The sequence below is a fragment of the Labrys sp. E2SS-1L genome (assembly GCF_057073705.1).
The window spans coordinates 255,573-282,050 of the sequence record NZ_CP172712.1; the positions used below are offsets into that span (position 1 = coordinate 255,573).

Here is a 26,478-nt window from a genome sequence, read left to right on the forward strand (position 1 = left end):
TGAATTTAAATGCATCATCATAGAATACCATCATTTATTGCAGGGCACCCAGATTGTACGGCGCCTGCTCTCGTTTCAGCCAGAACAAGGGAGCTGGTATTTCTTCAAAACAAGAAGTCGTATCCAGAATATATAATGCTAGTGCGCGTTTCCACGACCAACATTATTGATAACGCGTCCTTTTTTATATTACAAATCAATTTCGACGATCATGACCGAAAGGCAGAAATATCATTTAGCAACAGATCTGCAATCGGAAAACTCTCTCTTCTTTTCCTTCGATCGGTAAGTAAATTCATCTTTCTCAATTTTATCTCGATCGCTTGCTTCGAGACAGCGAAATACAAAGACAGGTTTGACAGCAATTGGACATAGGTCAGCAAATTGCATGGCTGGTCATCAACATATATGTAGCCGTGCCCACGATCTCGAATATCAAGCTCGGCCCGGGCGATACCAATTGCGGCACGAAAAGCATGGTTGGGTAGGATAATATTGGACGAGAAGGAATTGGCCTGAAACTCAAGGCGCTCGTAATTGAAGAAATCTTCGGCTTCGCCGTCAAAAAACAAATCTCGCTCAACAGTCGTTTCAGAACGAATATACCGACCGTTTTTCAAACAAAAATGTCCAATTTCATGCCCTAATGTAAATCTCTCTCTGTTTCCATTGTCATGAAAATTTATACTGATTGATTTACGCTCGAAATTTGCGGAGCCCAATATAAGCGTACCACCCTCATCTTTAATCAAACTCCTGCTGAATTGTAGATCTATAGACAACATAGAGCAAATTTTCTTGAGATCGACAGGGCCAGCCTTATAACCCACCTGCTCCAGAACCTCCTGCGCTGACTTTTCTATATCCCCCGCGGAGAGATACGGCACAGATAGTCGTGCGCCACCATCCTCAATTTCATCATTGAGGGATAATCTCGGCTCAAGGCTTCGGAGAAAGTGATCTATAGTGCCAAAGAATTTCCCATCATAAAAAGCTGAGAATTTCAGTGCCTTAATGGGACGCTCATTTCGAAAGATCTGTGATTTTACGAAACGATTCTCTAAGCAATAACGAGCGCTACGATCGGCCACAACTTCCAATCCAGTCTGGTCGTATTTCACGACTCCCATGGATCGACTCCTAGCGAGCTTATCCGCACCGGACTGCAAACGTGAAGATACGACTAAAACACCCTTGGCCGCATGCCTGAAGATTCGTCCCAGTTTATCGGAAAAATCAGTTACGCATGTCTCCGGAATGCTACCTTCGTAGTTCTTGCACTCGAAAACAATGTAAGAAAATGGATCCTTTCTACCTTTTTGGCGCACCTCTATAACAATGTCGAATTGAACGTTAGCTTCTCTCTCCCTACAATGGTATTCTTTCTTTTTAAAGATCTCGCAATTTTGTGATGGATGCAAACCATAGACCAGTTCACCTCGACGCTTCTGTCCGAGGAGATACTCATAAAACGTATCTTCCAGCCCATCACCCTTTTTCGTGGAATTCACGAGAGGGTCCTCCACCTTGGCAACAAGAAGATGATAATCTAATTTTTTCTGCCAATTTGCTATTACTAAGTTAATGAGGTCTTCACCCCATCATCGCATCCCCCCTCACTGCCTCCATCAAAAACTCCATCACCACCTTCACCCGCTGCGGCAAATTCCGGCGGGAGGGGTAGACCAGCGTGATCGGCAGCCGGGCTGGCGGGAAGTCCGGCATCAGGCTGACGAGGCGGCCGGCCGCGATGTCGGGGCCGGCGAGGATGTGGGAGAGGATGGCGAGGCCCCCGCCGGCCAGGGTGGCGCGGTGGATGGCGACGGCGCTGTCGGCCGTCAGCCGCGGGGCGATGCGAAGGCGCGTCTCGTCGGCGCCGTCGGAGAAGGTCCATAGCCGCCCGTCGCCGGCGCGGGCGTAGCAGATGCAGTCATGGCGGGGCACCTCCTCCGGCCGCGCCGGGGCGGGACGCCGGGCGAGATAGCAGGGTGCGGCCACCAGGAAGGCCGTGGTCCAGCCGATGCGCCGGCCAGTCAGGCTGGAATCCTCGACGGGGCCGAGCCGCACTTCGAGATCGATGCCCTCGCCGACGAGATCGGAGGGCGCCTCGCGCAGGAGGAGATCGACGCTGAGGCCGGGATGGCGGCCGAGCAGCTCCGGCAGGCGCTCGGCGAGGGCAAGGCCGAGCGGTGCGGGCAGGGAGAGCCGCACCTTGCCGGTGACGGCAGCCTCGCCGGGACAGGCGCTCTCGCCCAGCGCCTCCACCGCCTCGATCACGCGCAGGGCCATCGGGATCAGCCGCTCGCCCTCGGCCGTCAGCGCCAGGGCCACGGTGGTGCGGTGGAGCAGGCGCACCCCGAGCCGCGCCTCCAGCGCCGAGACCTGGCGCGACACCGCCGGCTGGGTGAGATCGAGATCAACAGCCGCCGCGGTGAAGGAGCCGGTCTGCGCCACGCGCAGGAAGGTCCGCAAGGCGCCAACGATGTCCATTCCCCGCCCCCATACTTTTGCGCATAGGCCTTATGCCCGGAGCTTAGGCTGGTAAGGCTTTACTGTCCAGATATTACGGATATTTTGTATCCATAAGGATATTAGATATCCTTAATAAGGGAAACGGACATGAGCCAGCGCCTGAATTACGCCCAGCAATCCCCCGACCTCTTCAAGAAGCTTTCCGATCTCAGCATGGCCCTGAAGGGCAGCGTGATCGAGGAGAAGCTCCGCGATCTCGTCAACATCCGCGCCTCCCAGCTCAATGGCTGCGCCTTCTGCCTCGACATGCATGTGAAGGAGGCCAAGATCCACGGCGAGAGCGAACTGAGGCTCTACCACGTGGCGATCTGGCGCGAATCCAACCTGTTCGTGCCGCGCGAGCGCGCTGCCCTGGCCTGGACCGAGGCGGTGACCCGGCTGCCGGAAGGCGGCATCCCCGACGAACTCTATGAGCGCGTGCGCGGCCAGCTTTCGGAGAAGGAGGTTTCCGACCTCACCTTCGCGATCGCCATCATCAACACCTGGAACCGCGCCTCCATCGCCTTCAAGGCGGTGCCGGGCTCGGCCGACAAGCTCTACGGGCTGGACAAGGCCGGGCTGAGCTGAGCTGAGGCGTCTTCCCGGGTGCGCGGACGTCTCGTCCGCTCTTGGAAGCGCCGCGCTCGCAGGAGGGGAAGAGGCGGACGAGACGTCCGCGCACCCGGGAAACAATCACCACCAGCGGCACGCGCCCACCGGCGCCGGAGCCATACACAACAGGAGGCCAGCATGAGCCTGAACGACACCTTGACGCCCGCCCGGGCCAAACCCGACGAGCTCGTACCCTCGCGCTATGCCGTGCAGATCGGCGAGATCGACGTGCTTGTGGTCAGCGACGGCGTGCTGCCGCTGCCCACCCAGATGCTGGGTCACAACGCCGATCCTTCCGTGCGGGCCGCCTGGCTGAAGGACATGTTCCTGCCGCAGGATGCCTTCGACTGGGCGCTGAACGTGGTGGTGGTGCGCAGCGGCGCGCAGACCATCCTCATCGATGCCGGGCTGGGGCTCGACCCGGACCTCAACCTGCCGCGGGCCGGCCAGCTGATCAAGCGGCTGGAGGCCGCCGGCATCGACCTCGGCGCCGTGACCGACGTGGTGCTCACCCATATGCATATGGACCATGTCGGCGGCCTGCTGGTCGAGGGCGTGAAGGAGCGGCTGCGGCCGGACCTCAGGATCCATGTGGCCGAAGCCGAGGCCAGGTTCTGGGAGGCGCCCGATTTCTCGCATGTCGCCATGCCGCCGGGCTTCCCGGACGCCCTGCGGGCCGCCGCCAAGCGCTTCGCGGCCGACTATGCCAGCCAGTTGCGGCTGTTCGAGGAGGAGCACGAGGTGGCGCCCGGCGTGGTGGTCTCCCGCACCGGCGGCCATACGCCGGGGCACAGCGTGGTGCGCCTCGCCTCCGGCGGCGACAGGCTGATGTTCGGGGGCGATGCCATGTTCGCGGTCGGCTTCGAGCACCCCGACTGGTTCAACGGCTTCGAGCACGATCCCGAGGAGGCTGCCCGTGTCCGCATCGGCCTGCTGCGGGAGCTGGCCGAGACCAACAGCCTGCTGGTGGCCACCCATTTGCCCTTCCCCTCCGTCGGGCACGTCGCCATCGACGGCGAGGCCTTCCGCTGGGTGCCGGTGTTCTGGGACTACTGAGCAATTTCCGGGTGCGCGGGCATCTTGCCCGCTCTTCCTTTCTTGCACGTACAGCGTTTCCAAGAGCGGACGAGACGTCCGCGCACCCGGAAACATCACAACGGAGACTCCCATGAAAATCGTCATCATCGGCGGCACCGGGCTGATCGGCTCCAAGACCGTCACCCGCCTCGCCGCCAAGGGCCATGAGGTGATCGCCGCCTCGCCCAACACCGGCGTCAACACCCTCACCGGCGAGGGCCTCGCCGAAGCACTCGAAGGCGCGCAGGTGGTGATCGACCTTGCCAATTCGCCCTCCTTCGAGGACAAGGCCGTGCTGGACTTCTTCGAGACCTCCGGCCGCAACCTGATCGCGGCCGAGAAGGCGGCCGGCGTCGGGCATCACATCGCGCTTTCGGTGGTCGGCACCGAGCGGCTGCAGGACAGCGGTTATTTCCGCGCCAAGCTCGCCCAGGAAAAGCTGATCAAGGCCGCCGGCATCCCCTTCACCATCGTGCACTCCACCCAGTTCATGGAGTTCCTCGGCAGCATCGCCCAGTCCGGCGCCGTGGATGGCAGCGTGCATCTCTCGCCCGCCTTCGTGCAGCCGATCGCCTCCGACGACGTCGCCGACGCCATGGCCGAGGTGGCGCTGGCCGCGCCGGTGAACGGCACGGTGGAGATCGCCGGCCCGGAGCGCTCGCGCCTCAGCGACCTCGTCGCCCGTTACCTCAAGGCCAAGGGCGACAGCCGCACCGTGGTGGCCGATCGCGAGGCCCGCTATTTCGGCGCCCGCCTCGAGGACGGCTCGCTGGTCAGCGACGCCAATCCCCGCCTCGGCCGCATCGGCTTCGAGGAATGGTTCGCCAGCAATCCGAGAAAGTGAGGCGGCGGCCCCTCGCCGCGAAGAACGCGACACCGGCCGCCCCTTCTCCCCGTCCTTACGGGGAGAAGGTGAGGATGAGGGGCAGCACCGCCCACGGGGATTGTATTGCGCTGCCCCTCACCGCATGTCGCAGCCCCTCACCCGTCCCCTCTCCCCGCAAGCGGGGCGAGGGGGACCCAGACGCCGCGCGCAACCGTCAATCGCAGCATCTCGCCCTAACCCCGTCCCCCCACCAGGAACCCTAGCCATGATCCGCCCCCTCCTTACCGCCCTCGCAATCTCCGCCTTGCTCACCGCCCCGGCCGCCGCCGACGGCAAGGCCGCCAAGGTCTCGCTCGTCTATGAGCACGAGCTGCCCAACGTGCCCGGCAAGAGCCTGAAGGGCGTGCTGGTCGAATACGGCCCGGGCGGCTTTTCGGAGGGCCACACCCACCCCGCCTCCGCCTTCATCTATGCCACCGTGCTGGAAGGGGCGATCAAGAGCCAGGTCAATGACGGGCCGGTGACGGTCTACCACGCCGGCCAGAACTTCTCAGAAATGCCGGGCGACCGCCACGGCGTCAGCGCCAATGCCAGCAAGACCCGCCCCGCCAAGCTGCTGGCGGTGTTCGTGGTCGACAGCACGCAGAAGGAACTGACCTTCCCGCTGCAGAAATAAGCGGCCAAGCCGCCCCGGAGCCCCAGCCATGGTCGATGATCCCGCTTTCCTGCCCCTCCTGCTGATCGACCTCTTGGGGCTTGCCGGCATCATCGTCTGGCATCTCCAGGGACGCCGGCGGCCGAGGGCGCGCCTGATCGTGCAGCTCCTGTTCTTTTCGGCGATGACGGCCCTCGCCGCGTGCAACGGCATCTGGCCGCATCAGCTCGGCGCCAACGAAACCACCAGCCTTGCCGCCTTCGTCGCCAAATCGGCGCGGGTGCTGTGGTGGACCCACCTCGCCTGGGCCGTGATCGGCCTGATGCATATCTATTTCGCCCTCAACCGCCGCCCGCGCGAGGCCCATCTCCTGCAGGACCTGTTCGTGGCCCTCGCCTATCTCGGCGTCGGCCTCTCGATCCTGGGCTTCGTGTTCGGCGCTCCCGTCGGCACGCTGGTGGCGACCTCCGGCGTGGTCGCCGTCATTCTCGGCCTCGCCTTGCAGAACACGCTCGGCGACGTCTTCTCCGGCATCGCGCTGACCTTGGGGCGCTCCCATGCCATCGGCGACTGGATCGTGCTCAGCGACGGCACCGAAGGGCGCGTGGTCGAGACCAATTGGCGCGCCACCAATCTGGTCACCGGCGCCCATAATCTCGTGGTGCTGCCCAACAGCCTGCTGGCCAAGCTCAGCCTGACCAATCTCAGCCGCCCCGACGAGACCCACTGGATCAGCCAGAGCGTGCGGATCGCAGCCGGCCAGGGCCCGCAAGACAGCATCGAGACGCTGCGGGCCGTGCTGCGGAGCTGCGAGGAGATCCTCCGGGACCCCGCGCCGATCGTGGCGCTCAAATCGGTCGACGCGCTGGCGATCGAGGCCGAGCTGCAATTCTGCGTGGCCAGTCCGGCACGGCGCACCCCGGCGCGCAACGAAGTGCTCGACCAGCTCTACCGCAACTATGGCGCCGATGGCCTTGCTTTCGCGCCGGCCGTGGCTTTCATCCAGCCCGCGCCAACACCCATTCGAAGCTATCCTTCCACAGCTGCTCCGGGATCTCCTGCGACAGGATTCCGACCAGGTCCGAGAGCTTGACGCTGCGCAGTTTCTCGCGCCAGGCCTCGTCCGCCTCCCACATGATGCGCGCCACGGCGCAGGGCGCGCTCTCGCAATAGCCCTTGGGGCGGCAGGGATTGTTGGCGCGGATATTGGTGCACACGAAGGTGCGCGCCGGCCCTTCCACCGCCTCGACGATCTCGAGGAAGGTCAGCTCGGCCGGGGGCCGGGCCAGCCGGTAGCCGCCGGAGGGGCCGAGCGTGGTGTCGACCAGCCCGGCCTGCGACAAATGCTGCAGGGCCTTGGAGAGATATTCCTTCGGCACGCCATGGAACTCGGCCAGCGCCTTGGTCGAGAGGTAGCGCCCCGCCGGCAGGCCGGCGAGGATCGCACAGCAATGCAGCGCCCATTCGACTTGGCTTTTCAGGATCATGCGGGTCGTTCCAGTGCGGCAGCACGCGCCGATAATTATGGATATACGGTATCCCTATTGGGAAGGGCTGTAAATGTGGGGCTTCCCGGGTGCGCGGACGTCCCGTCCGCTCTTCCTCTCCGCACGCATGACGGTTCCAAGATGCGGACGAGACGTCCGCGCACCCGGAAAGATCTCGCTCCAAAAATCTCCCCCTTCCCGTCATCTTGCGCTATCAAGCGGCCAAACCCTGCCTCGGAGATTGCCCCCTTGACCGCTGCTGCCCCCATCGCCCGCGCTTTGCTGTCCGTTTCGGACAAATCAGGCCTGATCGACTTCGCCAAAGGCCTCGCTGCCCATGGCGTCGAGCTGGTCTCGACCGGCGGCACGCGCAAGGCGCTGGAGGAGGCGGGCCTGGCCGTGAAGGACGTCTCCGACCTCACCGGCTTTCCCGAGATGATGGATGGCCGCGTCAAGACGCTGCATCCCAAGGTGCATGGCGGCCTGCTCGCCATCCGCGGCAATGAAGAGCATCGCGCCGCCATGGCCGCCCACGGCATCGGCCCGATCGACCTTCTCGTCGTCAATCTCTACCCCTTCGAGGCGACGCTCGCCCGCGGCGGCAGCTTCGAGGACCTGATCGAGAACATCGACATCGGCGGCCCCGCCATGATCCGCGCCGCCGCCAAGAACCATGACGACGTCACCGTGATCGTCGACGTCGCCGACTATGACGACGTGCTGGCCGAGATCGCCGAGAACGAGGGGGCGACCAGCCTCGCCTTCCGCCGCCGCATGGCCGCCAAGGCCTATGCCCGCACCGGCGCCTATGATGCCGCCATCTCCAACTGGTTTGCCGCCACGCTGGAGGAGGATACCCCGACCTTCCGCGCCTTCGGCGGCACGCTGGCCGAGGCGTTGCGCTATGGCGAGAACCCGCATCAGAGCGCGGCCTTCTACCTCACCCCCGAAAAGCGCCCGGGCGTGGCGACCGCCCGCCAGCTCCAGGGCAAGGCGCTCTCCTACAACAATCTCAACGACACCGATGCCGCCTTCGAATGCGTGGCCGAGTTCGATCCAGCCAAGTCGGCGGCCGTGGTGATCGTCAAGCACGCCAATCCCTGTGGCGTCGCCGAGGCGCCGACGCTGCTGGAAGCCTATGAGAAGGCCTTTGCCTGCGACCCCGTCTCGGCCTTCGGCGGCATCATCGCGGTGAACCGCACGCTCGATGCCGATACCGCGCGGAAAATCGTCGAGATCTTCACCGAGGTGATCGTCGCCCCCGAGGCCAGCGAGGAAGCCATCGCCATCATCTCGGCCAAGAAGAACCTGCGCCTGCTCGTCACCGGCGCCCTGCCCGATCCGCGTGCCGAAGGCCTTACCGCCAAGACGCTGGCCGGCGGCCTACTCGTGCAGTCGCGCGACAATGCCGTGGTCGACGACATGACGCTGAAGGTGGTGACCAAGCGTGCGCCCACGCCCGGGGAAATGGCCGACCTCGCCGTCGCCTTCCGCATCGCCAAGCATGTGAAGTCCAATGCCATCGTCTATGTGAAGGACGGCGCCAGCGTCGGCATCGGCGCCGGCCAGATGAGCCGCGTCGATTCGGCCCGCATCGCCGCCGCCAAGGCTGCCGATGCCGCCAAGCTGGCCGGCCTGCCGGATACGTTGACCAAGGGCTCGGTGGTGGCGTCCGACGCCTTCTTCCCCTTCGCCGACGGGTTGGAAGCCGCGGTCGCGGCCGGCGCCACCGCCGTGATCCAGCCCGGCGGCTCGCAGCGCGATGCCGAGGTGATCGCCGCCGCCGACGCGGCCGGCCTTGCCATGGTGTTCACCGGCACGCGCCACTTCCGGCATTGAGGCCGGCCCGGCTGCGCAAGCCCGATCAGCCTTCCCTGCGACATGGGGAAGGCCGTTTACCCGCCACGCGTCGCAGCGAGATGCGACGCGCCGACCGGCTTTCGTGCCGGCGCGTCTCCGCGCCTGTTCCCCCAGGTATAGCTGCCCGGCCCCGCAATGACGCATCCAGGCTGTCGTAGTGCCCTGGCCTGACCGAAGCTTCAACCTTTCTGTCCACAGCCTATAGCTGTAGATGATCGCACAGTTGAACTGTCGACAGGCCCGGTGATAGTTTCGCTCTGAAATCCATAAGCTTGTAGCCGGCTTTTGGTTTTCATTGGGGTACGGGGGAGACTTGGAGTGCGGGGAATCGTTGGAATGAAGCTGTTTTTTGTGCACGCGGTGGCTGCCGCCGGCCTGGCGCTGGCGACGGTCGCCCCCTCTGTGGCCGAGGAAGCCGCCCGCGTGGTGCATCAGGGCAGCGTGCAGGCCAGCGTTCCCGCCGGGGTCACGGTGATCGTCAAGAAGATCACCGTGGGCGAGGACGCCACGGTGGTCAGCCTCGTCGCCTCCTTCGACAGCCGCCAGACCAACCGCGTCAATCTTAACGACGTCAACGCCTTCCTCGAGATCGGCAACAATCAGAAGCTCAGCCTGCGGCAGCCCGAGGACAATCCCTATCTGATCATCCAGAACGGCCAGAGCATGGATGGGGAACTGGTTTTTCCCGGCCGTATTCCGGCCGATGCCGGCGAGGTGCGACTGGTCTTCAACGACGGCAATGCGGGCGATGATCTCAACGCCCCCGGCCTGACACTCAAGATCCCGGTCAAGGCGCAATGAGGCGCCTCGGCGCCGCCATGGCGCTGCTGGCCCTGGTTCTTCCGGCGTTGCCGGCCTCGGCCTTCATCATCGAGCATCGCCGCGAGCCGATCGGCGGGCAGCCGACCGGGTTTCGCCCCAGCGACATCGGGACGAGCCGCTGGCAGCCTTATGCCCTGCCGCCCACCCGCTTTGCGCCGCAGACCCCGGCAAGCCGGCTGGGCCCGGCCGGCGGGACGACCAGCCTGCGCCTCAAGGAGGTGCCGGCCAAGCTGCGCAGCCGCACGCAGGCGCTGCTCGAGCAGTTCGGCGCCCGCGAGAGCGAAGGCAGGATCCTGATCAGCCTGCCGGGTGACGTGCTGTTCGATTTCGACAGGGCCGACATCCGTGCCGATGCCAGGCCGGTGCTGGCGCGGCTCACCGAAGTGCTCAAAGCCTTCCCCAAGGCGCCGGTGGCGATCGGTGGCCATACCGACGCCAAGGGCGAGGACGACTACAATCTCGCTCTGTCCGAGCGCCGCGCCGCCTCGGTGAAGGCCTATCTCGCCCGCAGCAAGATCAGCCCCGGCCGCCTGACCATCGAGGGCTATGGCGAAACCCGCCCCGTCGCCCCCAACCAGAAGGCCGACGGCGCCGACGATCCCGAAGGCCGCCAGCGCAACCGCCGGGTCGAGTTCGAGATCGGCAGGCCGCCGGAATGATCGAGGCCCTTCCCATCATGATCATCCAGCAAGAGGCGACACCATGGCGTTGATCCCCTGCCCGGCCTGTACCCAGCGTGTCTCCGAGCAGGCCCTGGCTTGCCCGTCCTGCGGGCATCCGATCGCCGCCGCCGGCGAGGGCAAGCAGACGGCCATCCGCGTACTGGGCGGCGTCGCCGGCACCTATGTCTCGGCCAACGCCCTGGTGCAGCTCGTGCTCGGCGCAGTCTTCTGCATCAGCGTGGCCGCGGTGATCATGACGCTGATCATCGTCAGCGGCTGAGCTGCTGCATCCGCTCAGACCGCTACCTTGGTGCAGATCTCGATCAGGCAGCCATTGTTGTCACGCACATAGGCGACGATCTGGCCCCAGGGCTTCTGCGCCGGCGGCGATACCGCCTGCGCCCCCGCGAACAGGGCCTTCTTGTAGGCGATCTCGACATCGTCGACCACCAGCGCGATCTCGGTGCCCGCCGGCGGCGCATCCGGCCGATTGGGCTGGAAGCTGCCGACCATGTCGGTGACGAAGCTCTCATCGGCAAAGCACAACGCCGTCTCGCCGGTGACAAGCTCGGCGAACTGCCCCTCGGCGATGAAGCGCGTCTCCAGCCCGAAGGCCTGCTTGTAGAAGGCCGACGTCTCCACGACATCGCGAACGTAATGAACGACGTAACCGAGCTTCATAACAATGTTCCCTGTTTGTTCGCATAAGCGATAAAACAAAGAGCTGGTTTTGTCGAGTCCGAGAAACGGGATTTTGGGGTGAGTCGAGAGGCGCTTCCCCATCCCTTGATACGGTTCACTGAAACGTCTTCGAATTTGCACGACCTTTGTCATAGCCGGGCCGAAGCCCGGCTATGACAAATCGGAGCGTTTCCGCTTCAGTGAACAGCCTTGCTCCCTCACCCCTGGCCTTTCACAGCGGCTTGTAGGCGATCGCCTCGATCTCGATCTTGATGTCGATCATCAGCCGCGCCTCCAGTGTGGTGCGCGCAGGCGGGTTGGCGGGGAAATAGCTGCCATAGACCTTGTTGAAGGCGCCGAAATCGCGGGCGTCGGCCAGGATCACCGTGGTCTTGACCACATCCTCCAGCCCCGCCCCGGCCAGCGCCAGGGCCTTGGCCAGGTTGTCCATCACCTGGCGGGTCTGCGCCTCGATGCCGCCCGGCACCACCGAGCCGTCCGCCAGGGTCGGCACCTGGCCGGAAACATGGATGCTGTCACCCGCCCGCACGGCCGGGGACAGGGGGACATGGGAGGTGCCGAAATGCTGCTTGGTCATGGATATCCCGATAGGTTGTGCCAATGGTTTGCATCATTGCTTCGCTTTGCGCGCAATGACACGAGTCCTACTTCACCGCCCCCAGGGCGAGGCCGCGCATCAAATAGCGCTGCAACCAGGTGAACAGGATCGCGATCGGGATGGTCGCCGCCAGGGCGGCGGCCATCACATAGTTCCATTCCACCGTGTAGCGCCCGGCCACCAGATTCACCACCTGCAAAGGCAGCGTATAGGCCTCCTGCTTGCGCAGCATGGTGAGGGCGATGACATATTCGTTCCAGGCATTGATGAAGGTGAAGATCGCCGTCACCGCCATGGCGGGCAGCGCCAGCGGCAGGAACACCTTGACCAACGTGGCGAAGGGGCTGGCGCCCTCGATCCAGGCCGCCTCCTCCAGATCCTTGGGAATGGTGGAGAAATAGCTCTGCAGCATCCACACCGCGAAGGCGAGGTTGAAGGCGATGTAGATGAAGGTGACGCCGCTCAGGCTGTCGATTAGCTGGAAGCCGAGGCGGTTGCCGAGTTCCACCAGAAGCCGGAACAGGCCGAAGACCAGCACGATCGGCGACAGCATCTGCGAGATCAAGAGGAACTGCCGGAATGCCCCGCGCGCGGCAAAGCGATAGCGGCTGAGCGCATAGGCGGCGGGAATGGCGACGAGCACCGTCAGCACGGTGGTGACCAGCGACACGATCAGCGAATTGGCGAGTGCCGGCCCGAAAGCCGTCTCGGTATACATGGTGACGAAATTGCCCCAGACCGGCCGGCTCGGCCACCAGGAGGAAGACAGCATCTCCTCCGTCGGCTTGAGCGCCGTCACCAGCATCACCGCGAAGGGAAACAGCGTGAGGACGATCAGCGGCGCCAGCAGGATCCAGTAGAGCACGGAGCGCTTGAGCTTGCTCATGCCTGTTCCTCCTCGCGCATGGCCAGCCGCACATAGATGACGGCGAAGACCAGCAGCAGCGCGAACATGATGATCGACACCGCCGCCGCCTCGCCAAACTTACCCAGGCGGAAGGCGAGCTTGTAGAGATAGGTCACCAGGATGTCGGTGGAATTGGCCGGGCCGCCCTGCGTGGTCACCCAGATGATCGGGAAGGAATTGAACACGTTGATGGTGTTCATCACCAAGGCGATGTTGATGAAGGGCTTCAGCAGGGGCAGCGTGATGTGGGTGAATTGCTGCCAGCGGCTCGCGCCCTCCACCGCACCGGCATCGTAGAGATCGTCGGGCACCGAGGAGAGGCCGCCCAGGAAGATCGTCACCGTGAAGGGAATCGAGACCAGGATGCCGATCAGGATCTGCATCGGAAAGGCGGTGGTGGCGTCCGCCAGCCATTCGATATTGCTGCTGATCAGGCCCAGGCCCCGCAGCCCGGAATTGAGCATGCCGCTCTCGCCGTTGAGCGCCCAGCGCCAGACCACCGCCGTCATGGCGAGCGACACCGCCCAGGGCAGCATGATGATGACGCGGGCAAGGCTCCGCCCGTAGAAATCGTCGTTGAGGATGAGGGCGATCGGCACCGAGACGATCAGCGTGCCGGCCACCACGCCCACCGTCCAGACCAGGGTGCGCCACAGCGCGGCGATGAAATCGGGATCGGCGAACAGGGCCTGGAAGTTGGCGAGGCCGGCAAACTCCCGAAGCTGGCCGAAACGGTTGACGTCATGCAGCGAGATCTGGCCGATCTGATAGAGCGGCCAGAAGATGATGAAGGCCGCCATCAGGAAGCTGGGCAGGATCAGAAGATAGGGTGTCGCACGCCCCATGCGGTGGGTGTCTCCTCGGCGCGAAGGGAATGGCTGATTGCTCTTTTACAGCACGGACTGTACTGCCCCTCACCCTTACCCTCTCCCCGTAAGAACAGGGAGAGGGGGAGTTTGGTGTCGCGCTCTGGCCAGCAAACGTGGCATTTTGCATAAAAGCGCAACGCTCGGCGCCCCTCGCCCCGTTCTTACGGGGAGAGGGTAAGGGTGAGGGGCAGCGTATCGCTTACCTATGGAGCAGCGATCATTCGCCACCGCCCCCCGTCATCCCGTTACTTCTTCTCTAGAATGCCGTTGACCTTGGCAGCCGCTTCCTTGAGCGTCGGCTCGATCTCGCCCTTGCCCAGATAGATGGTCTGGATCGCATTGGAGGTGGTCTGGGCGATGTCTTCCCAGCCCGGGATCACCGGCGCGAAGATGGCGCCGGGCAGGAGGGAAGCGAACACCTTCTTGTCCGGATCGTCGGCGAAATAGGGATCCTGGGCCTCCTTGGCGTTCACCGGCAGGAAGCCTTCGTTCTTGTCGAATGCGGTGCGCTGCTCGGTGGTGAACAGGAAGGCGAGGAATTTGAAGGCCTCGTCCTTCACCTTGGAATTCTCGAACAGCACGATCGAATCGGTCACGCCATAGGTGAAGGGTTTGCCGTCAGGCCCGAGCGGAATCGGCGCCACGCCATATTTCAGGTCGGGCGCTTCCTTCTTGATCTGGCCGGAGAGGAAGGGCGCGGTGATCACGGTCGCGACCTTGCCCTGCTTGAACAGGTTCTGCACGTCCTCGCGGGCATAGGAGGTCACGCCCGGCTCGGTGAAGCCACCATCGATGAAGCCCTTGTAGAGCTTGGCCGCATCGATCGCCGCCTGGCTGTCGAGGCCGGACTTGCCGTCCTTGACGATCGCCCCGCCATTGGCCCACAGCCCGTAGTAGAAATAGACGTCCGTCTCGATTTCCTTGCCCTGCAGGCCGAAGGGGGCCACGTCCGGCGAGGACGCCTTGATCTTGGCGGCGGCGGCCTGGAAATCAGCCCAGGTCTTGGGGAACTCGGTCACGCCGGCTTTGGTGAAGACGTCCTTGTTGTAGTACATGGCGCGGGCGGAGGCGGCGATCGGCAGGCCGTAGGTCTTGCCGTCCATCACCGAGGGCGACAGGAAGGTCTCGATGAAGCTGCCCTTGAATTCGGGCGTAATGTAGCTGTCGAGCGGAGCGACCACGCCCTGCGAGACATAATCGAGCAGCCAGCGCGTGCCGATGATCGAGAGGTCGGCATTGGTGCCGGCCGAGATGTCGGTGGTCAGCTTCTGCTGGAGATTGTCCCACGGCACCACTTCGATCTCGATCTTGGTGTCGGGATTGGCTTTCTGGAACGCCTCCGCGGCTTCCTTGAAATAAGGGCCGGTGTCCTTCGAATATTCGGCGATGGTCACGCGCACCGTGCCAGCCTGCGCCACCGAAGCGCAAGCCAGGAGACTGGCGCCTGCGAGCAGCATCGCCATCCGTCCGATCATTGTCATGAAACGTCCCCGTCCTTGTCATTGCTGCGGTCGTTGCCGCGCCCCCGCGCGCCTCGCCGCTAGAGGGCGCTAATGTTCCCCGTAATCGAAAACCGCGCAAGCAGATTTGACCAACCGGCCTATGGCCGGCGCGGTTTTGTCAGTCCTATCGCATTACCCCCAATCTTCGCCGGCGGGAGGCGCCATGCGGCTTTGCCTTCGCGCCAGCGCCATGCATAGATGGCGCCCGCTTTCCTTCGCAAAGAACCATCCGTTCCCACGAGTCTTCCGATGTCCGATCCTGCCAACCTCCCCGATCCCTTCGGCCTTTCGGGACGCCACGTCCTGGTCACCGGCGCCGGCGGCGGCATCGGGCGGGCGATGATCGACGCCTTCCTGCGGGCCGGCGCCAGGGTCTCGGGCGCCGACCGGGATGCGGCCCTGCTGGAAAGCCTGCCCCTGCAGCACCGGCTCGTCTTCGATCTCACCGACGCCAAGGCCTGCGCCGATGCCGTTGCCCAACTGGTGGCCCAGGGCACCACCCCCGACATCCTGGTCAACAATGCCGGCTTCACCCGCGCCGAGACGCTGGCTGACGTGGACGACGCGGTCTGGGACAGCGAGCTTGCCATCAACCTCACCGGCGCCTTCCATGTCACCCGGCCCGTGATGGCAGCGATGGCGGCGCGCGGCGGCGGTTCGGTCGTCTTCGTCGCCTCGGTCAACGGGCTCGGCCATTACGGCAACCCGGCCTATTCGGCCGCCAAGGCTGGGCTGATCGCCTATGCCAAGTCGATCGCGGTGGAGGCTGGCCGCGACGGCATCCGCGCCAATGTCGTCTGCCCCGGCTCGGTGCGTACGCCGGCCTGGGACCATCGCCTTGCCAAGGATCCGACGATCCTCGAAGATGTCGTCTCCCACTACCCGCTCGGCCGGATGGTGCGCCCCGAGGACGTCGCCAATGCCGCCGTCTTCCTGGCCTCCCCGCTCGCCGCCGGCGTGACGGGGGCGGTCCTGCCGGTCGATGGCGGCCTGACCGCCGGCAATCTGCGCTTCGTGCGCGACATCATCGAAAGGAGGTCGTGACATGGCGGGCCTGCAGGTCAAGGCGCTGCAAAAGCGATATGGCTCGGCCGTGATCCTCAAGGGCATCGACCTCGATGTCCACGACGGCGAATTCGTGGTGCTGGTCGGCCCCTCCGGCTGCGGCAAGTCCACGCTGCTGCGCATGATCGCCGGCCTCGACGAGATCTCGGACGGCGAATTGTGGATCGGCTCCAAACTCGCCAACAAGCTGTCGCCGCAGCAGCGCAACATCTCCATGGTGTTCCAGAGCTACGCTTTGTTCCCGCACATGACCACGCGCGCCAATATCGGCTTCGGCCCGCGCATGCGCGGCGAGAGCACCCAGTCGATCGAGCCGCGCGTGAAAAAGGCAGCGAGCGTGCTCAACCTGCACGACTATCTCGACCGCTATCCCCGCCAGCTCTCCGGCGGCCAGCGCCAGCGCGTCGCCATGGGCCGTACCATCGTGCGCCAGCCCGAGCTCTTCCTGTTCGACGAACCGCTCTCCAATCTCGACGCCAAGCTGCGCGTGCAGATGCGTACCGAGATCAAGGCGCTGCATCAGGACCTGAAGACCACCATCGTCTACGTCACGCATGACCAGATCGAGGCCATGACCATGGCCGATCGCATCGTGGTGATGAATGCCGGCCATATCGAGCAGGTCGGCACGCCGCTCGAGCTCTATGACCGGCCGGCCAACCGCTTCGTGGCGAGCTTCCTCGGCTCGCCCTCGATGGGCTTCATTCCCGGCACGGTCGAGAAGGGCGATGGCGCGCCGCGTCTGCGCACCAGGAACGGCCTCTTGCTGCCGATGGGCGACAGCACCGCCGCTTCCGGGCAGGCGGTCGAGATCGGCATCCGCCCCGAGCATTTCATCGTCGGCGATGCGCAGACCGGCTTTCCCTTCGTGGTCGGCGTGGTCGAGCCCACCGGCGCGGAGACCCATCTGTTCGGCACCATCGACGGTACCGAGATGCGCGCGGTGTTCCGCGAACGCCTGTCGCCTCAGCCCGGCGAGACGCTCTACCTTGATGTCAACAGGGCCAATGTCCACGTCTTCGACCCGCAGAGCGGTGCGAGGCTGTAGCTGGAATCCATGCCCTTCGACACCAATCCCTTCCCCGACGATCCCGAACGCCACGCCCTGTGGGAGATGCTGGTCCGCCGCGACATCGACGCCTATCTCGAGGCGGACTGGCCGGCGGTGGAAGACGATTTCCTCGCCGAGACCTTCTTCGGCCTCAGCGGCCTCAAATCCGCCAATCCGGACGAATGGCGCATGATCTTCCCGCGCCTCGACGATTACCGCGACCGCTGGCTGAGCCAGGCCCGGCTCTCGGCGGCCACCGCCTATGCCGAGCCTCGCCGCGAGGTGCTCTATCGCATCACCACGCTTCGGGACATCGACATCAATGGCGAGCGGGCGGTGGCGCACAAGAAGTTCGACGGCACCATCGCCAAGGCCGACGGCAGCAGCGATACCATCAACTGGCAGACCCTCTATCTGTGCAACCGGGTCGACGGACGCTGGAAGATCGCCGGCTTCGTCGGTTACTTGCCCAATCCGATGGGGATCGCAAGCTGAGCGCTGCCAGCCGATATCCGGCAACTCGGCAACTGCCAATCATGGTTGCTGGGTGTAGCTTCTCGGGAATCGCAGGCGTCCCTGCTCATAGGCGCTAACTTTGCCGATGAGGTGCGGGCCCTTTACCGTCCCCTGGAGGGGGAGGGTCGACACGCAGTGTCGGGGTGGGGTGGCTCCCTCGCGGAGATTACGCTCATTTTGACAAAACCTGCTTAATTTCACCCCACCCCGGCCTTACAGGCCGCCCCTCCCCCTCCAGGGGAGGGTAAGAAATCGGCGCGTTCTCAACTTAAGTTAGCGCCTATGGGCAGGGATGCCTGCGGTCTCAGAAAAAGGCAGTGCCAAGTAGATTGGCACGAGCAGGATCTCGCGGCACGGGAGGTGCACTCTGCGCCTCCCGCGCAGCGTCCCTACAACTCGCCCTTCTTCAGGCTGGCGGCAATGAAATCGGCCTGCCGGATGGCGAGCGCCACGATGGTCAGTGTGGGATTCTCGGCGCCGCCGCTGGTGAATTGGCTGCCATCCGAGACGAACAGGTTCTTGATGTCGTGCGTCTGGCCATGCTTGTTGACCACGCCGTCGGAGGCCTTGGCACTCATGCGGTTGGTGCCGAGATTGTGGGTTGAAGGATAGGGCGGCGTCGGGAAGGTCCTGACGGCACCGACCGCCTCATAGATTGCCTGTCCCTGCCGATAGGCATGGTTGCGCATGGCAGTATCGTTCTCGTGGTCGTCGAAATGCACATTGGCGACCGGCATGCCCGCCTTGTCCTTGACGGAGGAATGCAGGGTGATGCGGTTGGCCTCGCTCGGCATGTCCTCGCCGACGATCCACATGCCGGCCATGTGGTCGTAGCTGTCGAGCGCCGAGGTGAAGGAACGCCCCCAGGCGCCGGGATCGAGAAACGCCGCCATGAAGGGCAGCCCGAGCGAGAGCGTCTCCAACTCATAGCCGCCGGCAAAGCCACGCTTGGGATCGTGGCGCGCCTCGTCCCTGACGATGCCGGCCATGGTGGTACCGCGATACATGTGCACCGGCTTTTCGAAAATGCCGTAGACCGAGCCGGTGGTGTGGCGCATGTAGTTGCGGCCGACCTGGCCCGAGCTGTTGGCGAGGCCGTCCGGGAACAGGTTCGAAGCCGAGTTGAGCAGCAAGCGCGGGCTCTCGATGGAATTGCCGGCAACCGCGACGACACGCGCCTTCTGGCGCTGGGTCTTGCCGTCCTTGTCGAGATAGACCACGCTGGTGACCTTGCCCTTCGCATCATGCTCGATCTTGACGGCCTGGCTGTTCGGCCGGACCTCGAGATTGCCGGTCTCCTCGCCCTTGGGGATCTCGGCGTAGAGGGTCGACCATTTCGCGCCGGATTTGCAGCCCTGGAAGCAGAAGCCGATCTGCTGGCAGGAGCCGCGCCCGTCGCGCGGCTGGCTGTTGATCGCCATGCGGCCGGTATGCACTTCCTTGTAGCCGAGCTTCTTGGCGCCGGCCTCCAGCACCTTGTAGTTGTTGTTGCCGGGCAGGCCGGGAATGTTGTTGGTGCGCGTCACCCCCATCTTGTCCTCGGCCTTGGCGTAATAAGGCTCGAGTTCGGCCAGGGTGATCGGCCAGTCCAGGAGATTGGCGCCCGGCAGGCTGCCATAGGTGGAGCGGATCTTGAACTCGTGCTCCTGGAAGCGCAGCGAGGCACCGGCCCAATGCACGCTGGAGCCGCCGACCGCCTTGACGATCCAGGCCGGCAGATTGGGGAAGTCCTTGTGCACGCGCCAGCTTCCGGAGGTGGTGCGCATGTCCTTCCAGGCAAGCTGGCCGAAGCTCTCCCACTCGTCGTTGACGAAATCCTCGATCTCGTAGCGGCCGCCCGCTTCGAGGATCACGACCTTCACGCCCTTGAGGGCCAGTTCGGTGCCCAGCGTGCCGCCGCCAGCGCCGGAGCCGACGATCACCACGACGGAATCGTCGTTCAGATCAAAAGGAGCTGCCATGGTTCCGTCTCCTCCAAGGCGTCCTGCGCAAAGACGGTCTCGTCTCAGGTCGCAAGGACGCGTCGAACCAAAGAATGAGAGAAAAAATGCGTTCTGGTTGAAACGCGCTTTGCTCAGGGAATGGGTGCCGCCGGCGGAAAACCCGTCCGGAGGAAATGAGGGCTGGAAATCGGTCTCTACCGGCCGGGATCAGAGCCACTCGATGTCGGAAAAGCCGCGGTTGATATAGCCGCCCTTGTCGGCGGAGGAGCCCTCATAGCCAAAGAGGGGCCAGACCTCCTTCTGGTTGTAGAGACTGACCACCAGGCCCGAGCGCACCGCGCCGAAGAAGGGCGAGGCCTCGACCTTGCGCAGGATCGCCAGCCTCTCCTCTTCCCAGCCGAGGTCGGCATAGCGCTTGCCGCCCGCCGCCGCGGCCAGCCCGTCCAGCGTGGTCACGCCATCCTCGAACAGGGCCTTGCTGGCCGCATCCTTGCCGGCCTTGGCATCGAAATCCTTGACGGCGATGGCGTAATAGCGATCGGGCAGCCGATCGTGGGGATAGATGTCGCGTGACATCCGGATCAGCGTTTCCAGCGTCTCCGGCTTCAGCGCGGTAGCGTCCAGCGCCCAGGCCTCCCGCGGGCAGTAAAGCGCCCCGCCGGCGACCACCAGCGCAACGCCGGTCGCAGCCGAGACGATAAAACCGCGACGGGACAGTTCACCTGCCTGCCTGGCTTTCTTCATGTTGTCCTCCCTGCTTGTTGCGCCGGGGCTGCCATCGGCGCCCCGGTCTGCCGTTCTTGTCATGCCGGGCGGCCGCGCGCAGGCGGCCGGCGGGCTATTTGTAGCGCCCGCCCCGCTGCAGGACCTCGATCTTGTAGCCATCCGGATCCTGGATGAAGAAGAAGCGCGCGGCCCCCGAACCATCCGGGAAGGAGAGGCTCTTCAGATCGCCGGGCGCGAGGCCGAGGGCCGAGACCTTTGCATGAACAGCCTCGAGGTCCGGCACGGAGATCGCCAGGTGGCCATAGCCATCCCCGAGCTGATAGGGCTCGGTACGGCCCTTGTTGACCGTCAGTTCCAGCTCGAAGCCGGTCTCGTCGCTGAGATAGATCAGGGTGAAGCTCTCGAAGGCGAAGCGGCCGGCGATATCAAGCCCAAAGGCCTTCCGGTAGAAATCGACCGAACGCTCCTCGTCGAGAACGCGGATCATGCTGTGAATCATGCCCATGGCAACTGGCCTCTATTTTTGAACGCTGAGTGACTTGAGATAGGCGATGATCCGCGCCCGTTTGGCGGGATCGGCCTGGCGATAGGGCATGGTCGAACCCGGCCGGAAGGCCTGGGCATTGGTGATCCACTTCTCGAGATTGTCGGCATCCCAGGTGAAGCCGGCATTGGCGAGGGCAGCCGAATATTTGTAGCCCGGATAGGTTCCTGCCTTGCGGCCGACGAGACCGGCCAGGTTCGGCCCCTGGCGCGGGCCTGCCGCGGGATCGACGACATGGCAGGTGCCACAGCTGGTGACGAACTGCTTCTGGGCGGCTACGAGATCATCGTCCGCCTGGGCGGTGGAGATGCTGAACAGCAACGCTCCCGCCACGACGGCAAGCGCCTTGCCCATCCCTCCCTGCGTCCCACCCATCATGACCGCCTGCTTCGTTTGCGACTATGGCCAGGAGGTTAGGTGCCGGCTTCAGGCACCGGGTAGTAATATTGCATTACACGTCGAGAATTCGGAAAATAGGCCGGGTTTCAGCCGAGGCAGCTAGGAAGCTGGCGGAACCGAGAGCAATGGCTGCCGGCCTTGGATTCGTTCGAGAATAAGCGCTTGTTCTCGAATGCCTATTCCGCGGCGACGAGGTCGAAGGCGGCAGGCCGGCGCGAGGTGGCCGGCCGCAGTTCGGCGACGTATTTCAGGCAGCAGCAGCGCAGGAGCGAGGTGAAGTTGCGGACGTCGCCGTGCAGGTCCAGCACCTCGTCATGCAGGCGGGTGACGAAACGGCCGAGCGACATGCCCTGGTCGACGGCAAGCTGCTCCAGAATGTCCCAATAGACGGCTTCGAGGCGAATCGAGGTGGCATGACCGCCGATACGCACCGAACGCGTATGCGTCTCATAGGTCTCCGGCGGCTGGGAGGCGAACAGATGGCACATGGCTTTCCCCCGATCGGCGCGTCCCTGCGCTTCCTGCCGGTTGCGGCACGTCGCGAAACGCTTTGCTTTCTTTGACTCTTTCCAAAGAGAGCGGCTCTGTCAATCGGCGAACTTCACACCAAGGCGTTACCGGTACCGGGGTGCTATTTCGCACCCGCCCGCCGGACCCTGAGCTCGTTGCCGGCCCTGGCATCGAGGCCGATCATGTCGAGGATGGCGATAAAGGCGATCAGTCCGATCACCGCAAAGGCGATCTGGAAATCGACCAGCGGCAGCGAGCCATTCGTACCCGGAAACCACAGCTCCGCCAGCCTTAGCGCCGCTGCGGCCACGCCGACACCGAGGCCCATCGACATCTGCTGGGCGACGTTGAACAGAGTGTTCGCCCCGCTCATCCGCGCTTCCGGCACCTCGGCGAAGGCGATGGTGTTGAGCGCGGTGAATTGCATCGAGCGCGTCAGGCCGCTGGCGAACAGCAAGGCGCAGATCAGCGGGAAGGGCGTCGCCGGCGTCAGCAGCGCATAGGAAGAGATCAGCACGGCGTTGAGGAGGCCATTGCCGAGCAGCACCTGGCGGAAGGTAAAGCGCCGCAGCACCGGCGTGGTGAAGGGCTTCATCACGATATTGCCGGCGAACACCCACAACACCAGCAGGCCGGCCTGATAGGCGTCGAGCCCGAAGGCGAGCTGGAACATCAGCGGCGCCAGGAAGGGCACGGCGCCGATGGCGACGCGGAATATCGAGCCGCCCCAGATGGTGATGGAGAAGCTGCGGATGCGCAGGGCCCAGGGATCGACCAAGGGATGCGCGGCGCGCCGCGCATGGAGAACCGCCGCCAACGTGACCATGGCGCTCGCCGCCAGCCAGATCGCCGCCAGCGCCATGGAGCCATCCTGCCGCGAGATCAGGTCCAGGCCATACATCAGGCCGAAGCAGGCGGCGCCGATCAGGACGAAGCCAGTCCAGTCGAACGGCTTGGCGCCATCCGGCTTGCCGGCGGGAATCAGCTTCATGGTGAGGATGAAGCCGACGATACCGAGCGGCACGTTGAGGAAGAAGATCCAGTGCCAGGTCGCATAGGTGGCGAGGAAGCCGCCGATCGGCGGGCCGAGCACCGGGGCCGCCAGGCCGGGCCAGGTGATGGTGGCGATCGCCCGCATCAAATCCTGCTTGGCCGTGTTGCGCAGCACGATCAGCCGGCCGACCGGCACCATCAAGGCGCCGCCGACGCCCTGCAGGATGCGCGCCGCCGTGAAGACCGGCAGGCTGGTGCTGAGGCCGCACAGGATGGAAGCGAGCGTGAAGATCACGATCGCCCAGCCGAACACCGCGCGCGGGCCGTATTTGTCGGCGACCCAGCCGCTGGCCGGGATCAGCACGGCCAAAGTGAGCAGATAGGCGGAGATGCCGATATTGAGGTCGATCGGCTGCACGCCGAAGGAATCGGCCATCTGCGGCAGGGCGCTGACCACCACCGTGCCGTCCAGCATCTCCATGAAATAGGCGCCGGCGACGAGGAAGGCCAGGATGGAACTACTCGCCGGCTTGGATGTCATGAAGGTCGGTTCCGAAGACGAAGGCGGCTGGTATTATCCGCCGCGCCATTGGTCGGACCATAGAAAAAGAAGACGGAGCTGGAAAGAGAAAGCTTGAGGGCGAACTTAAAGGGAAACGATCATTTCCAAATTCACCCTCGCCCATAGGCCCTGACGAAAAAGGCCACCGTCATGCCGACCGCAATCGCCAGCGTGGCAAAGCGTACGGCGCCGGATGGCAGCCGCCGGCCGGCCTGGGCGCCGAGATAGCCACCGGCGAGCGCCCCGCCTCCCACGATCAGTGTCTGCGGCCAATGCACGGCACCGGCCAGCGCAAAGCAGAGCACAGCGGCGGTGTTGGCCGCCGTCACCATCAGCGTGCGTGACGGGTTCAGCGCCTTGAAATCGGCACCATCGAGCAGGCTCCAGGCCGCGATCATCATCAGCCCCACGGCGCCGCCGAAATAGCCGCCATAAAGGCCGAGCAGGACCTGGATCGCCAGCACCACGGCAGGCCCGGCCGCCAGGCGCGCCCGCAGTGCGGCGCCGAGCCGCGGCCCGGCTGCCAGCATGAGGGTGGCAACCAGCAGCAGCCAGGGCAGCAGCTGGTCGAACATGGTCGTCGGCGTCCACAGCAGGAGGAGTGCGCCCGCAAGGCCGCCCGCCAGCGTGACGGCGAGCATCCAACCGGCCGGCGCGCCGCAGATCGGATCGAAGCCGCTGCGATAGACATAGGCACTGGCCGCGCCGCCGGGATAAAGCGCCACCGTGCTCGAAGCATTCGCCGCAACCGAAGGCACACCGGCGGCAATCAGGGCCGGCAGCGTCACGAAGGAGCCGCCGCCCGCCATGGCGTTCATCGCACCAGCAAGCAGACCGGCACCGGCAAGCAGGAAAAGATCGGACATACGGGCTTCCTGACATTCGGCAACCCGGTTGACAATCGGGAAGATCCGATCCTTTCCTTCGGATAAAACGAAGGAAGAGCCCATGCGTTTCGATCTCACCGATTTGCGCCTATTCGACGCCGTGGTGCGGGCGGGCAGCATTTCCGGCGGGGCCGAGCGCATGCATATGGCGCTTGCCTCCGCCAGCGCCCGGGTGAGCGGCATGGAGGCCGCGCTCGGTACTGCTCTGTTCAACCGCAGCCGCCGCGGCGTCGAGCCGACGGCGGCCGGGCTGGCACTGCTGCACCACGCCCGCGCCATCACCGCGCAGGTCGAGCAGATGCGGGGCGAATTGCTGTCCTTCTCCTCCGGCCTCAAGGGCGAGATCCGCATGCTCTCCAACACCGCGGGGCTGGTCGAGCTGGTGCCGGCGGCCTTGCGCGTCTTCCTGGCCAGCCACCCCGGCGTCGACATCGACATCGAGGAAAGGACCAGCGCCGAAATCGTCGAGGCTGTCAGCGCCGGCACGGCCGAATTCGGCGTGATCGCCGCCACCGCCGATCTGGCGGAACTGGAAACCCGCACGCTCGGCGTCGATCGCCTGGTGGCCGTAACGGCGAGGAGCAGCGCCCTCGCGGCCCGGCCGGAGATCGGTTTTTCGGAACTGATCGGCGAACCCTTCGTCGGCCTGGCCGGCGGCGCCCTCACCGACCATCTCGCCCGCCAGGCCGCGCGCCTCGGACGGCGCATCGCCTATCGCGTCAGGCTGCGCAGCTTCGATGCCGTCGCCCGCCTGGTCGAGGCCGGCATCGGCGTCGGCGTATTGCCGCAGGCTGCCGTCGAGCGCTATGGCAGCCCGCATTTGGTCGCGCTGCGCCTGAGCGACGGCTGGGCCGACCGGCACCTGGTCGTTTGCGCCAAATCCCTCGCCGGCCTGTCGATGCACAGCCGCCTGCTCATCGACGAACTCCAGCGGCAGGGGATGGCGACGCACGGGCCTGGCGACGAGACAAAATATACCGGATATCTGCCCCACAATCCCTGACAGGCCCGGCTTCCCCAAGCGTGGCGTCAGGCAAACACCATCTCGACCGAGCCGAGGTCGCCGAAATCGGCGGCGAAAGCCTGGCCGACGACCGCCTGCAGGATCAGCGGCCCGCCCCCGATGGCGATGAGGTTGCCCGGCGGCACCTGCCGGCCACGACGCGCAAGGTAGAGTGAAAGGCTGGCAATCGCCTGCCTGACCTCGCGCATCACCTGCTCGCCCCGGCTGCGGCCGACCACCGCCCCATTCATACTGGCGACGACCTCCAGGCCTCCGAGATCGGCCAGTTGGCGGTCGAACACGGGCCTGCCCTTGGCGGAGGCCACGTGCAGGCCGAAATCGGCCGTGGCCGTCCAGGAGTTGAGCGGCACGGCCCCCCTCACCCGGCGGCCGAGGATCGTGATCATCGGCACGCAACCAATGATGGCTTCCTCGATCAGCGAGGGCGTGACCGGGCGGTGCGGATCGGGATAGGAATCTCCCAGCAGCAGGCCGAGACTCCATTCCGCCCCCAGCACGCCCGGCGGCAGGCGGAAAGGACTATGGCTGGACATCATGCTTGCACCGGGCAGCGGCCCGAATACAGGACCGTCGCATTGCAGGATGCGCCGGGTGGCCGGGATCGTCGCCGTCGCGTAGTAGCCGACGCTATTGTCGTCCAGGGCAGCGAATGCAGCATCCTGGACGTCTTCCGCCATCTGTTCCGATGAAATCAGGTGAAGCGGAAGATCGCCGATGGTGCCGCCAGAGCGATTGAAAGCCAGCGCCTCACCGAGTTCGGCAATCGACGCCTTCATTCTCATCCTCGATCGGTTCGAAGCCCAGCCCAGCGCGCCACTATACCGTCGCCCGATGCAGGCCTTCAAATCAGGAGATCGTCCTATTTCGGCTGGGGAGCATAAGGGACGTATAAAGGAAATGGCTGCCGGCAAGACGACCGGCGTCTCCAGCGCCCAGCGCCTTTTTCAGCGCGAAACGCCTGTCCGGCCCCGGCTCTGCTTCATGCCTGTGGGCGAAGAGTTCAACCCGTCGCGATCGTTCACGCCGTGCCACCCGCCAGGGCCCGATCACGCCCAGCGGCATATGCCATTGCGTAAACTTAATGTGAGGCGGCACGGCGAATGAAAAACAACCGCGACTGGGGGAAAGAGGCAGGCTTTACCGGGTATTTCAGGCATTCCGGCCTCGC

General features: G+C 64.4%; 29 protein-coding genes. 13 read left to right on the forward strand and 16 right to left on the reverse strand.

The window, feature by feature from the left end:
• Nucleotides 1–209: 209 nt before the first annotated feature.
• A complete protein-coding gene (locus tag ACIGJE_RS01190) occupies nt 210–1,511 on the reverse strand; it encodes an ImmA/IrrE family metallo-endopeptidase (RefSeq protein WP_483679115.1) in 1,302 nt (433 codons plus the stop codon).
• An 82-nt stretch (nt 1,512–1,593) separates the two neighbouring features.
• Nucleotides 1,594–2,490, reverse strand: a complete 897-nt coding sequence (locus ACIGJE_RS01195) for a LysR family transcriptional regulator (RefSeq protein ID WP_483679116.1) — start codon at nt 2,488–2,490, stop codon at nt 1,594–1,596.
• Between the two features lie 129 nt (nt 2,491–2,619).
• Between ACIGJE_RS01195 and ACIGJE_RS01200 the strand changes: the two genes are divergently transcribed.
• From ACIGJE_RS01200 to ACIGJE_RS01220, 5 genes are all read left to right on the forward strand, one after another.
• On the forward strand, nt 2,620–3,099 hold the full coding sequence (locus ACIGJE_RS01200) for a carboxymuconolactone decarboxylase family protein (protein WP_068289661.1): 480 nt from the start codon (nt 2,620–2,622) through the stop codon (nt 3,097–3,099).
• Nucleotides 3,100–3,261: 162 nt separating this feature from the next.
• On the forward strand, nt 3,262–4,179 hold the full coding sequence (locus ACIGJE_RS01205) for an MBL fold metallo-hydrolase (RefSeq protein ID WP_483679117.1): 918 nt from the start codon (nt 3,262–3,264) through the stop codon (nt 4,177–4,179).
• Nucleotides 4,180–4,291: 112 nt separating this feature from the next.
• The gene (locus ACIGJE_RS01210; protein WP_483679118.1) at nt 4,292–5,044 is read left to right on the forward strand and encodes an SDR family oxidoreductase; all 753 of its coding nucleotides are present in this window, start codon (nt 4,292–4,294) and stop codon (nt 5,042–5,044) included.
• A 247-nt stretch (nt 5,045–5,291) separates the two neighbouring features.
• On the forward strand, nt 5,292–5,702 hold the full coding sequence (locus ACIGJE_RS01215) for a cupin domain-containing protein (RefSeq protein ID WP_483679119.1): 411 nt from the start codon (nt 5,292–5,294) through the stop codon (nt 5,700–5,702).
• Nucleotides 5,703–5,730: 28 nt separating this feature from the next.
• Nucleotides 5,731–6,774: a mechanosensitive ion channel family protein gene (locus ACIGJE_RS01220; RefSeq protein WP_483679120.1), complete on the forward strand. Its 1,044-nt coding sequence runs from the start codon at nt 5,731–5,733 to the stop codon at nt 6,772–6,774.
• Here the strand turns inward: ACIGJE_RS01220 and ACIGJE_RS01225 are convergent.
• Nucleotides 6,680–7,168 (reverse strand): RrF2 family transcriptional regulator, encoded by a 489-nt coding sequence (locus ACIGJE_RS01225; protein WP_311932764.1) that lies wholly within the window; start codon nt 7,166–7,168, stop codon nt 6,680–6,682. The genes ACIGJE_RS01220 and ACIGJE_RS01225 overlap by 95 nt on opposite strands.
• A gap of 249 nt (nt 7,169–7,417) precedes the next feature.
• On the opposite strand from ACIGJE_RS01225, the gene purH reads away from it, so the two are divergent.
• The 4 genes from purH to ACIGJE_RS01245 all read left to right on the forward strand — a co-directional run bounded on the left by purH (nt 7,418) and on the right by ACIGJE_RS01245 (nt 10,792).
• On the forward strand, nt 7,418–9,007 hold the full coding sequence (purH, locus tag ACIGJE_RS01230; RefSeq protein ID WP_483679121.1) for a bifunctional phosphoribosylaminoimidazolecarboxamide formyltransferase/IMP cyclohydrolase: 1,590 nt from the start codon (nt 7,418–7,420) through the stop codon (nt 9,005–9,007).
• A gap of 357 nt (nt 9,008–9,364) precedes the next feature.
• Nucleotides 9,365–9,829 (forward strand): hypothetical protein, encoded by a 465-nt coding sequence (locus ACIGJE_RS01235; RefSeq protein ID WP_483679122.1) that lies wholly within the window; start codon nt 9,365–9,367, stop codon nt 9,827–9,829.
• Nucleotides 9,826–10,509, forward strand: a complete 684-nt coding sequence (locus tag ACIGJE_RS01240) for an OmpA family protein (RefSeq protein ID WP_483679123.1) — start codon at nt 9,826–9,828, stop codon at nt 10,507–10,509. Before ACIGJE_RS01235 ends, ACIGJE_RS01240 begins: the two co-directional genes overlap by 4 nt.
• 43 nt (nt 10,510–10,552) lie before the next feature.
• Nucleotides 10,553–10,792 (forward strand): hypothetical protein, encoded by a 240-nt coding sequence (locus tag ACIGJE_RS01245; protein ID WP_068289628.1) that lies wholly within the window; start codon nt 10,553–10,555, stop codon nt 10,790–10,792.
• A gap of 14 nt (nt 10,793–10,806) precedes the next feature.
• Here ACIGJE_RS01245 and ACIGJE_RS01250 read toward each other — a convergent pair whose 3' ends face one another.
• The 5 genes from ACIGJE_RS01250 to ACIGJE_RS01270 all read right to left on the reverse strand — a co-directional run bounded on the left by ACIGJE_RS01250 (nt 10,807) and on the right by ACIGJE_RS01270 (nt 15,069).
• Complete coding sequence (locus ACIGJE_RS01250) at nt 10,807–11,193, reverse strand: VOC family protein (protein WP_483679124.1); 387 nt, start codon at nt 11,191–11,193, stop codon at nt 10,807–10,809.
• A gap of 232 nt (nt 11,194–11,425) precedes the next feature.
• Nucleotides 11,426–11,791, reverse strand: coding sequence for a RidA family protein (locus tag ACIGJE_RS01255; RefSeq protein WP_149252494.1), 366 nt, complete (start codon nt 11,789–11,791; stop codon nt 11,426–11,428).
• A gap of 67 nt (nt 11,792–11,858) precedes the next feature.
• Nucleotides 11,859–12,698 carry a carbohydrate ABC transporter permease gene (locus tag ACIGJE_RS01260; RefSeq protein WP_311932756.1) on the reverse strand — a complete coding sequence of 280 codons (840 nt, stop codon included), beginning with the start codon at nt 12,696–12,698 and terminating at the stop codon, nt 11,859–11,861.
• Nucleotides 12,695–13,564 (reverse strand): carbohydrate ABC transporter permease, encoded by an 870-nt coding sequence (locus ACIGJE_RS01265; RefSeq protein WP_367626436.1) that lies wholly within the window; start codon nt 13,562–13,564, stop codon nt 12,695–12,697. The genes ACIGJE_RS01260 and ACIGJE_RS01265 overlap by 4 nt, the downstream gene beginning before the upstream one ends.
• A 269-nt stretch (nt 13,565–13,833) precedes the next feature.
• On the reverse strand, nt 13,834–15,069 hold the full coding sequence (locus ACIGJE_RS01270; protein WP_483679125.1) for an ABC transporter substrate-binding protein: 1,236 nt from the start codon (nt 15,067–15,069) through the stop codon (nt 13,834–13,836).
• Nucleotides 15,070–15,339: 270 nt separating this feature from the next.
• On the opposite strand from ACIGJE_RS01270, the gene ACIGJE_RS01275 reads away from it, so the two are divergent.
• Genes ACIGJE_RS01275 through ACIGJE_RS01285 form a run of 3 tightly spaced genes read left to right on the forward strand, consistent with a single transcriptional unit; the run spans nt 15,340 to nt 17,701 of the window.
• Nucleotides 15,340–16,134 carry an SDR family oxidoreductase gene (locus ACIGJE_RS01275; protein WP_483679126.1) on the forward strand — a complete coding sequence of 265 codons (795 nt, stop codon included), beginning with the start codon at nt 15,340–15,342 and terminating at the stop codon, nt 16,132–16,134.
• Between the two features lies 1 nt (nt 16,135).
• Nucleotides 16,136–17,203: an ABC transporter ATP-binding protein gene (locus tag ACIGJE_RS01280; protein WP_415086262.1), complete on the forward strand. Its 1,068-nt coding sequence runs from the start codon at nt 16,136–16,138 to the stop codon at nt 17,201–17,203.
• Between the two features lie 9 nt (nt 17,204–17,212).
• Nucleotides 17,213–17,701, forward strand: a complete 489-nt coding sequence (locus tag ACIGJE_RS01285) for a hypothetical protein (RefSeq protein ID WP_415086260.1) — start codon at nt 17,213–17,215, stop codon at nt 17,699–17,701.
• Between the two features lie 410 nt (nt 17,702–18,111).
• On the opposite strand, the gene ACIGJE_RS01290 is transcribed toward ACIGJE_RS01285, so the two are convergent.
• From ACIGJE_RS01290 to ACIGJE_RS01320, 7 genes are all read right to left on the reverse strand, one after another.
• The gene (locus ACIGJE_RS01290; RefSeq protein ID WP_367626432.1) at nt 18,112–19,683 is read right to left on the reverse strand and encodes a GMC family oxidoreductase; all 1,572 of its coding nucleotides are present in this window, start codon (nt 19,681–19,683) and stop codon (nt 18,112–18,114) included.
• A 189-nt stretch (nt 19,684–19,872) separates the two neighbouring features.
• Nucleotides 19,873–20,409, reverse strand: coding sequence for a twin-arginine translocation signal domain-containing protein (locus ACIGJE_RS01295; RefSeq protein WP_149252503.1), 537 nt, complete (start codon nt 20,407–20,409; stop codon nt 19,873–19,875).
• Between the two features lie 94 nt (nt 20,410–20,503).
• Complete coding sequence (locus ACIGJE_RS01300; RefSeq protein ID WP_367626431.1) at nt 20,504–20,878, reverse strand: VOC family protein; 375 nt, start codon at nt 20,876–20,878, stop codon at nt 20,504–20,506.
• Between the two features lie 30 nt (nt 20,879–20,908).
• The gene (locus ACIGJE_RS01305) at nt 20,909–21,313 is read right to left on the reverse strand and encodes a c-type cytochrome (RefSeq protein WP_367626430.1); all 405 of its coding nucleotides are present in this window, start codon (nt 21,311–21,313) and stop codon (nt 20,909–20,911) included.
• 197 nt (nt 21,314–21,510) lie between these two features.
• A complete protein-coding gene (locus ACIGJE_RS01310) occupies nt 21,511–21,822 on the reverse strand; it encodes a ribbon-helix-helix domain-containing protein (RefSeq protein ID WP_311932746.1) in 312 nt (103 codons plus the stop codon).
• 143 nt (nt 21,823–21,965) lie between these two features.
• Complete coding sequence (locus ACIGJE_RS01315) at nt 21,966–23,378, reverse strand: MFS transporter (protein ID WP_311932745.1); 1,413 nt, start codon at nt 23,376–23,378, stop codon at nt 21,966–21,968.
• Nucleotides 23,379–23,509: 131 nt separating this feature from the next.
• Nucleotides 23,510–24,265: a sulfite exporter TauE/SafE family protein gene (locus ACIGJE_RS01320; RefSeq protein ID WP_311932744.1), complete on the reverse strand. Its 756-nt coding sequence runs from the start codon at nt 24,263–24,265 to the stop codon at nt 23,510–23,512.
• A gap of 82 nt (nt 24,266–24,347) precedes the next feature.
• Between ACIGJE_RS01320 and ACIGJE_RS01325 the strand changes: the two genes are divergently transcribed.
• Nucleotides 24,348–25,289 carry a LysR family transcriptional regulator gene (locus tag ACIGJE_RS01325; RefSeq protein ID WP_311932743.1) on the forward strand — a complete coding sequence of 314 codons (942 nt, stop codon included), beginning with the start codon at nt 24,348–24,350 and terminating at the stop codon, nt 25,287–25,289.
• A 26-nt stretch (nt 25,290–25,315) separates the two neighbouring features.
• Here ACIGJE_RS01325 and ACIGJE_RS01330 read toward each other — a convergent pair whose 3' ends face one another.
• Nucleotides 25,316–26,086: a hypothetical protein gene (locus ACIGJE_RS01330; RefSeq protein ID WP_415086256.1), complete on the reverse strand. Its 771-nt coding sequence runs from the start codon at nt 26,084–26,086 to the stop codon at nt 25,316–25,318.
• Nucleotides 26,087–26,478 lie beyond the last annotated feature (392 nt).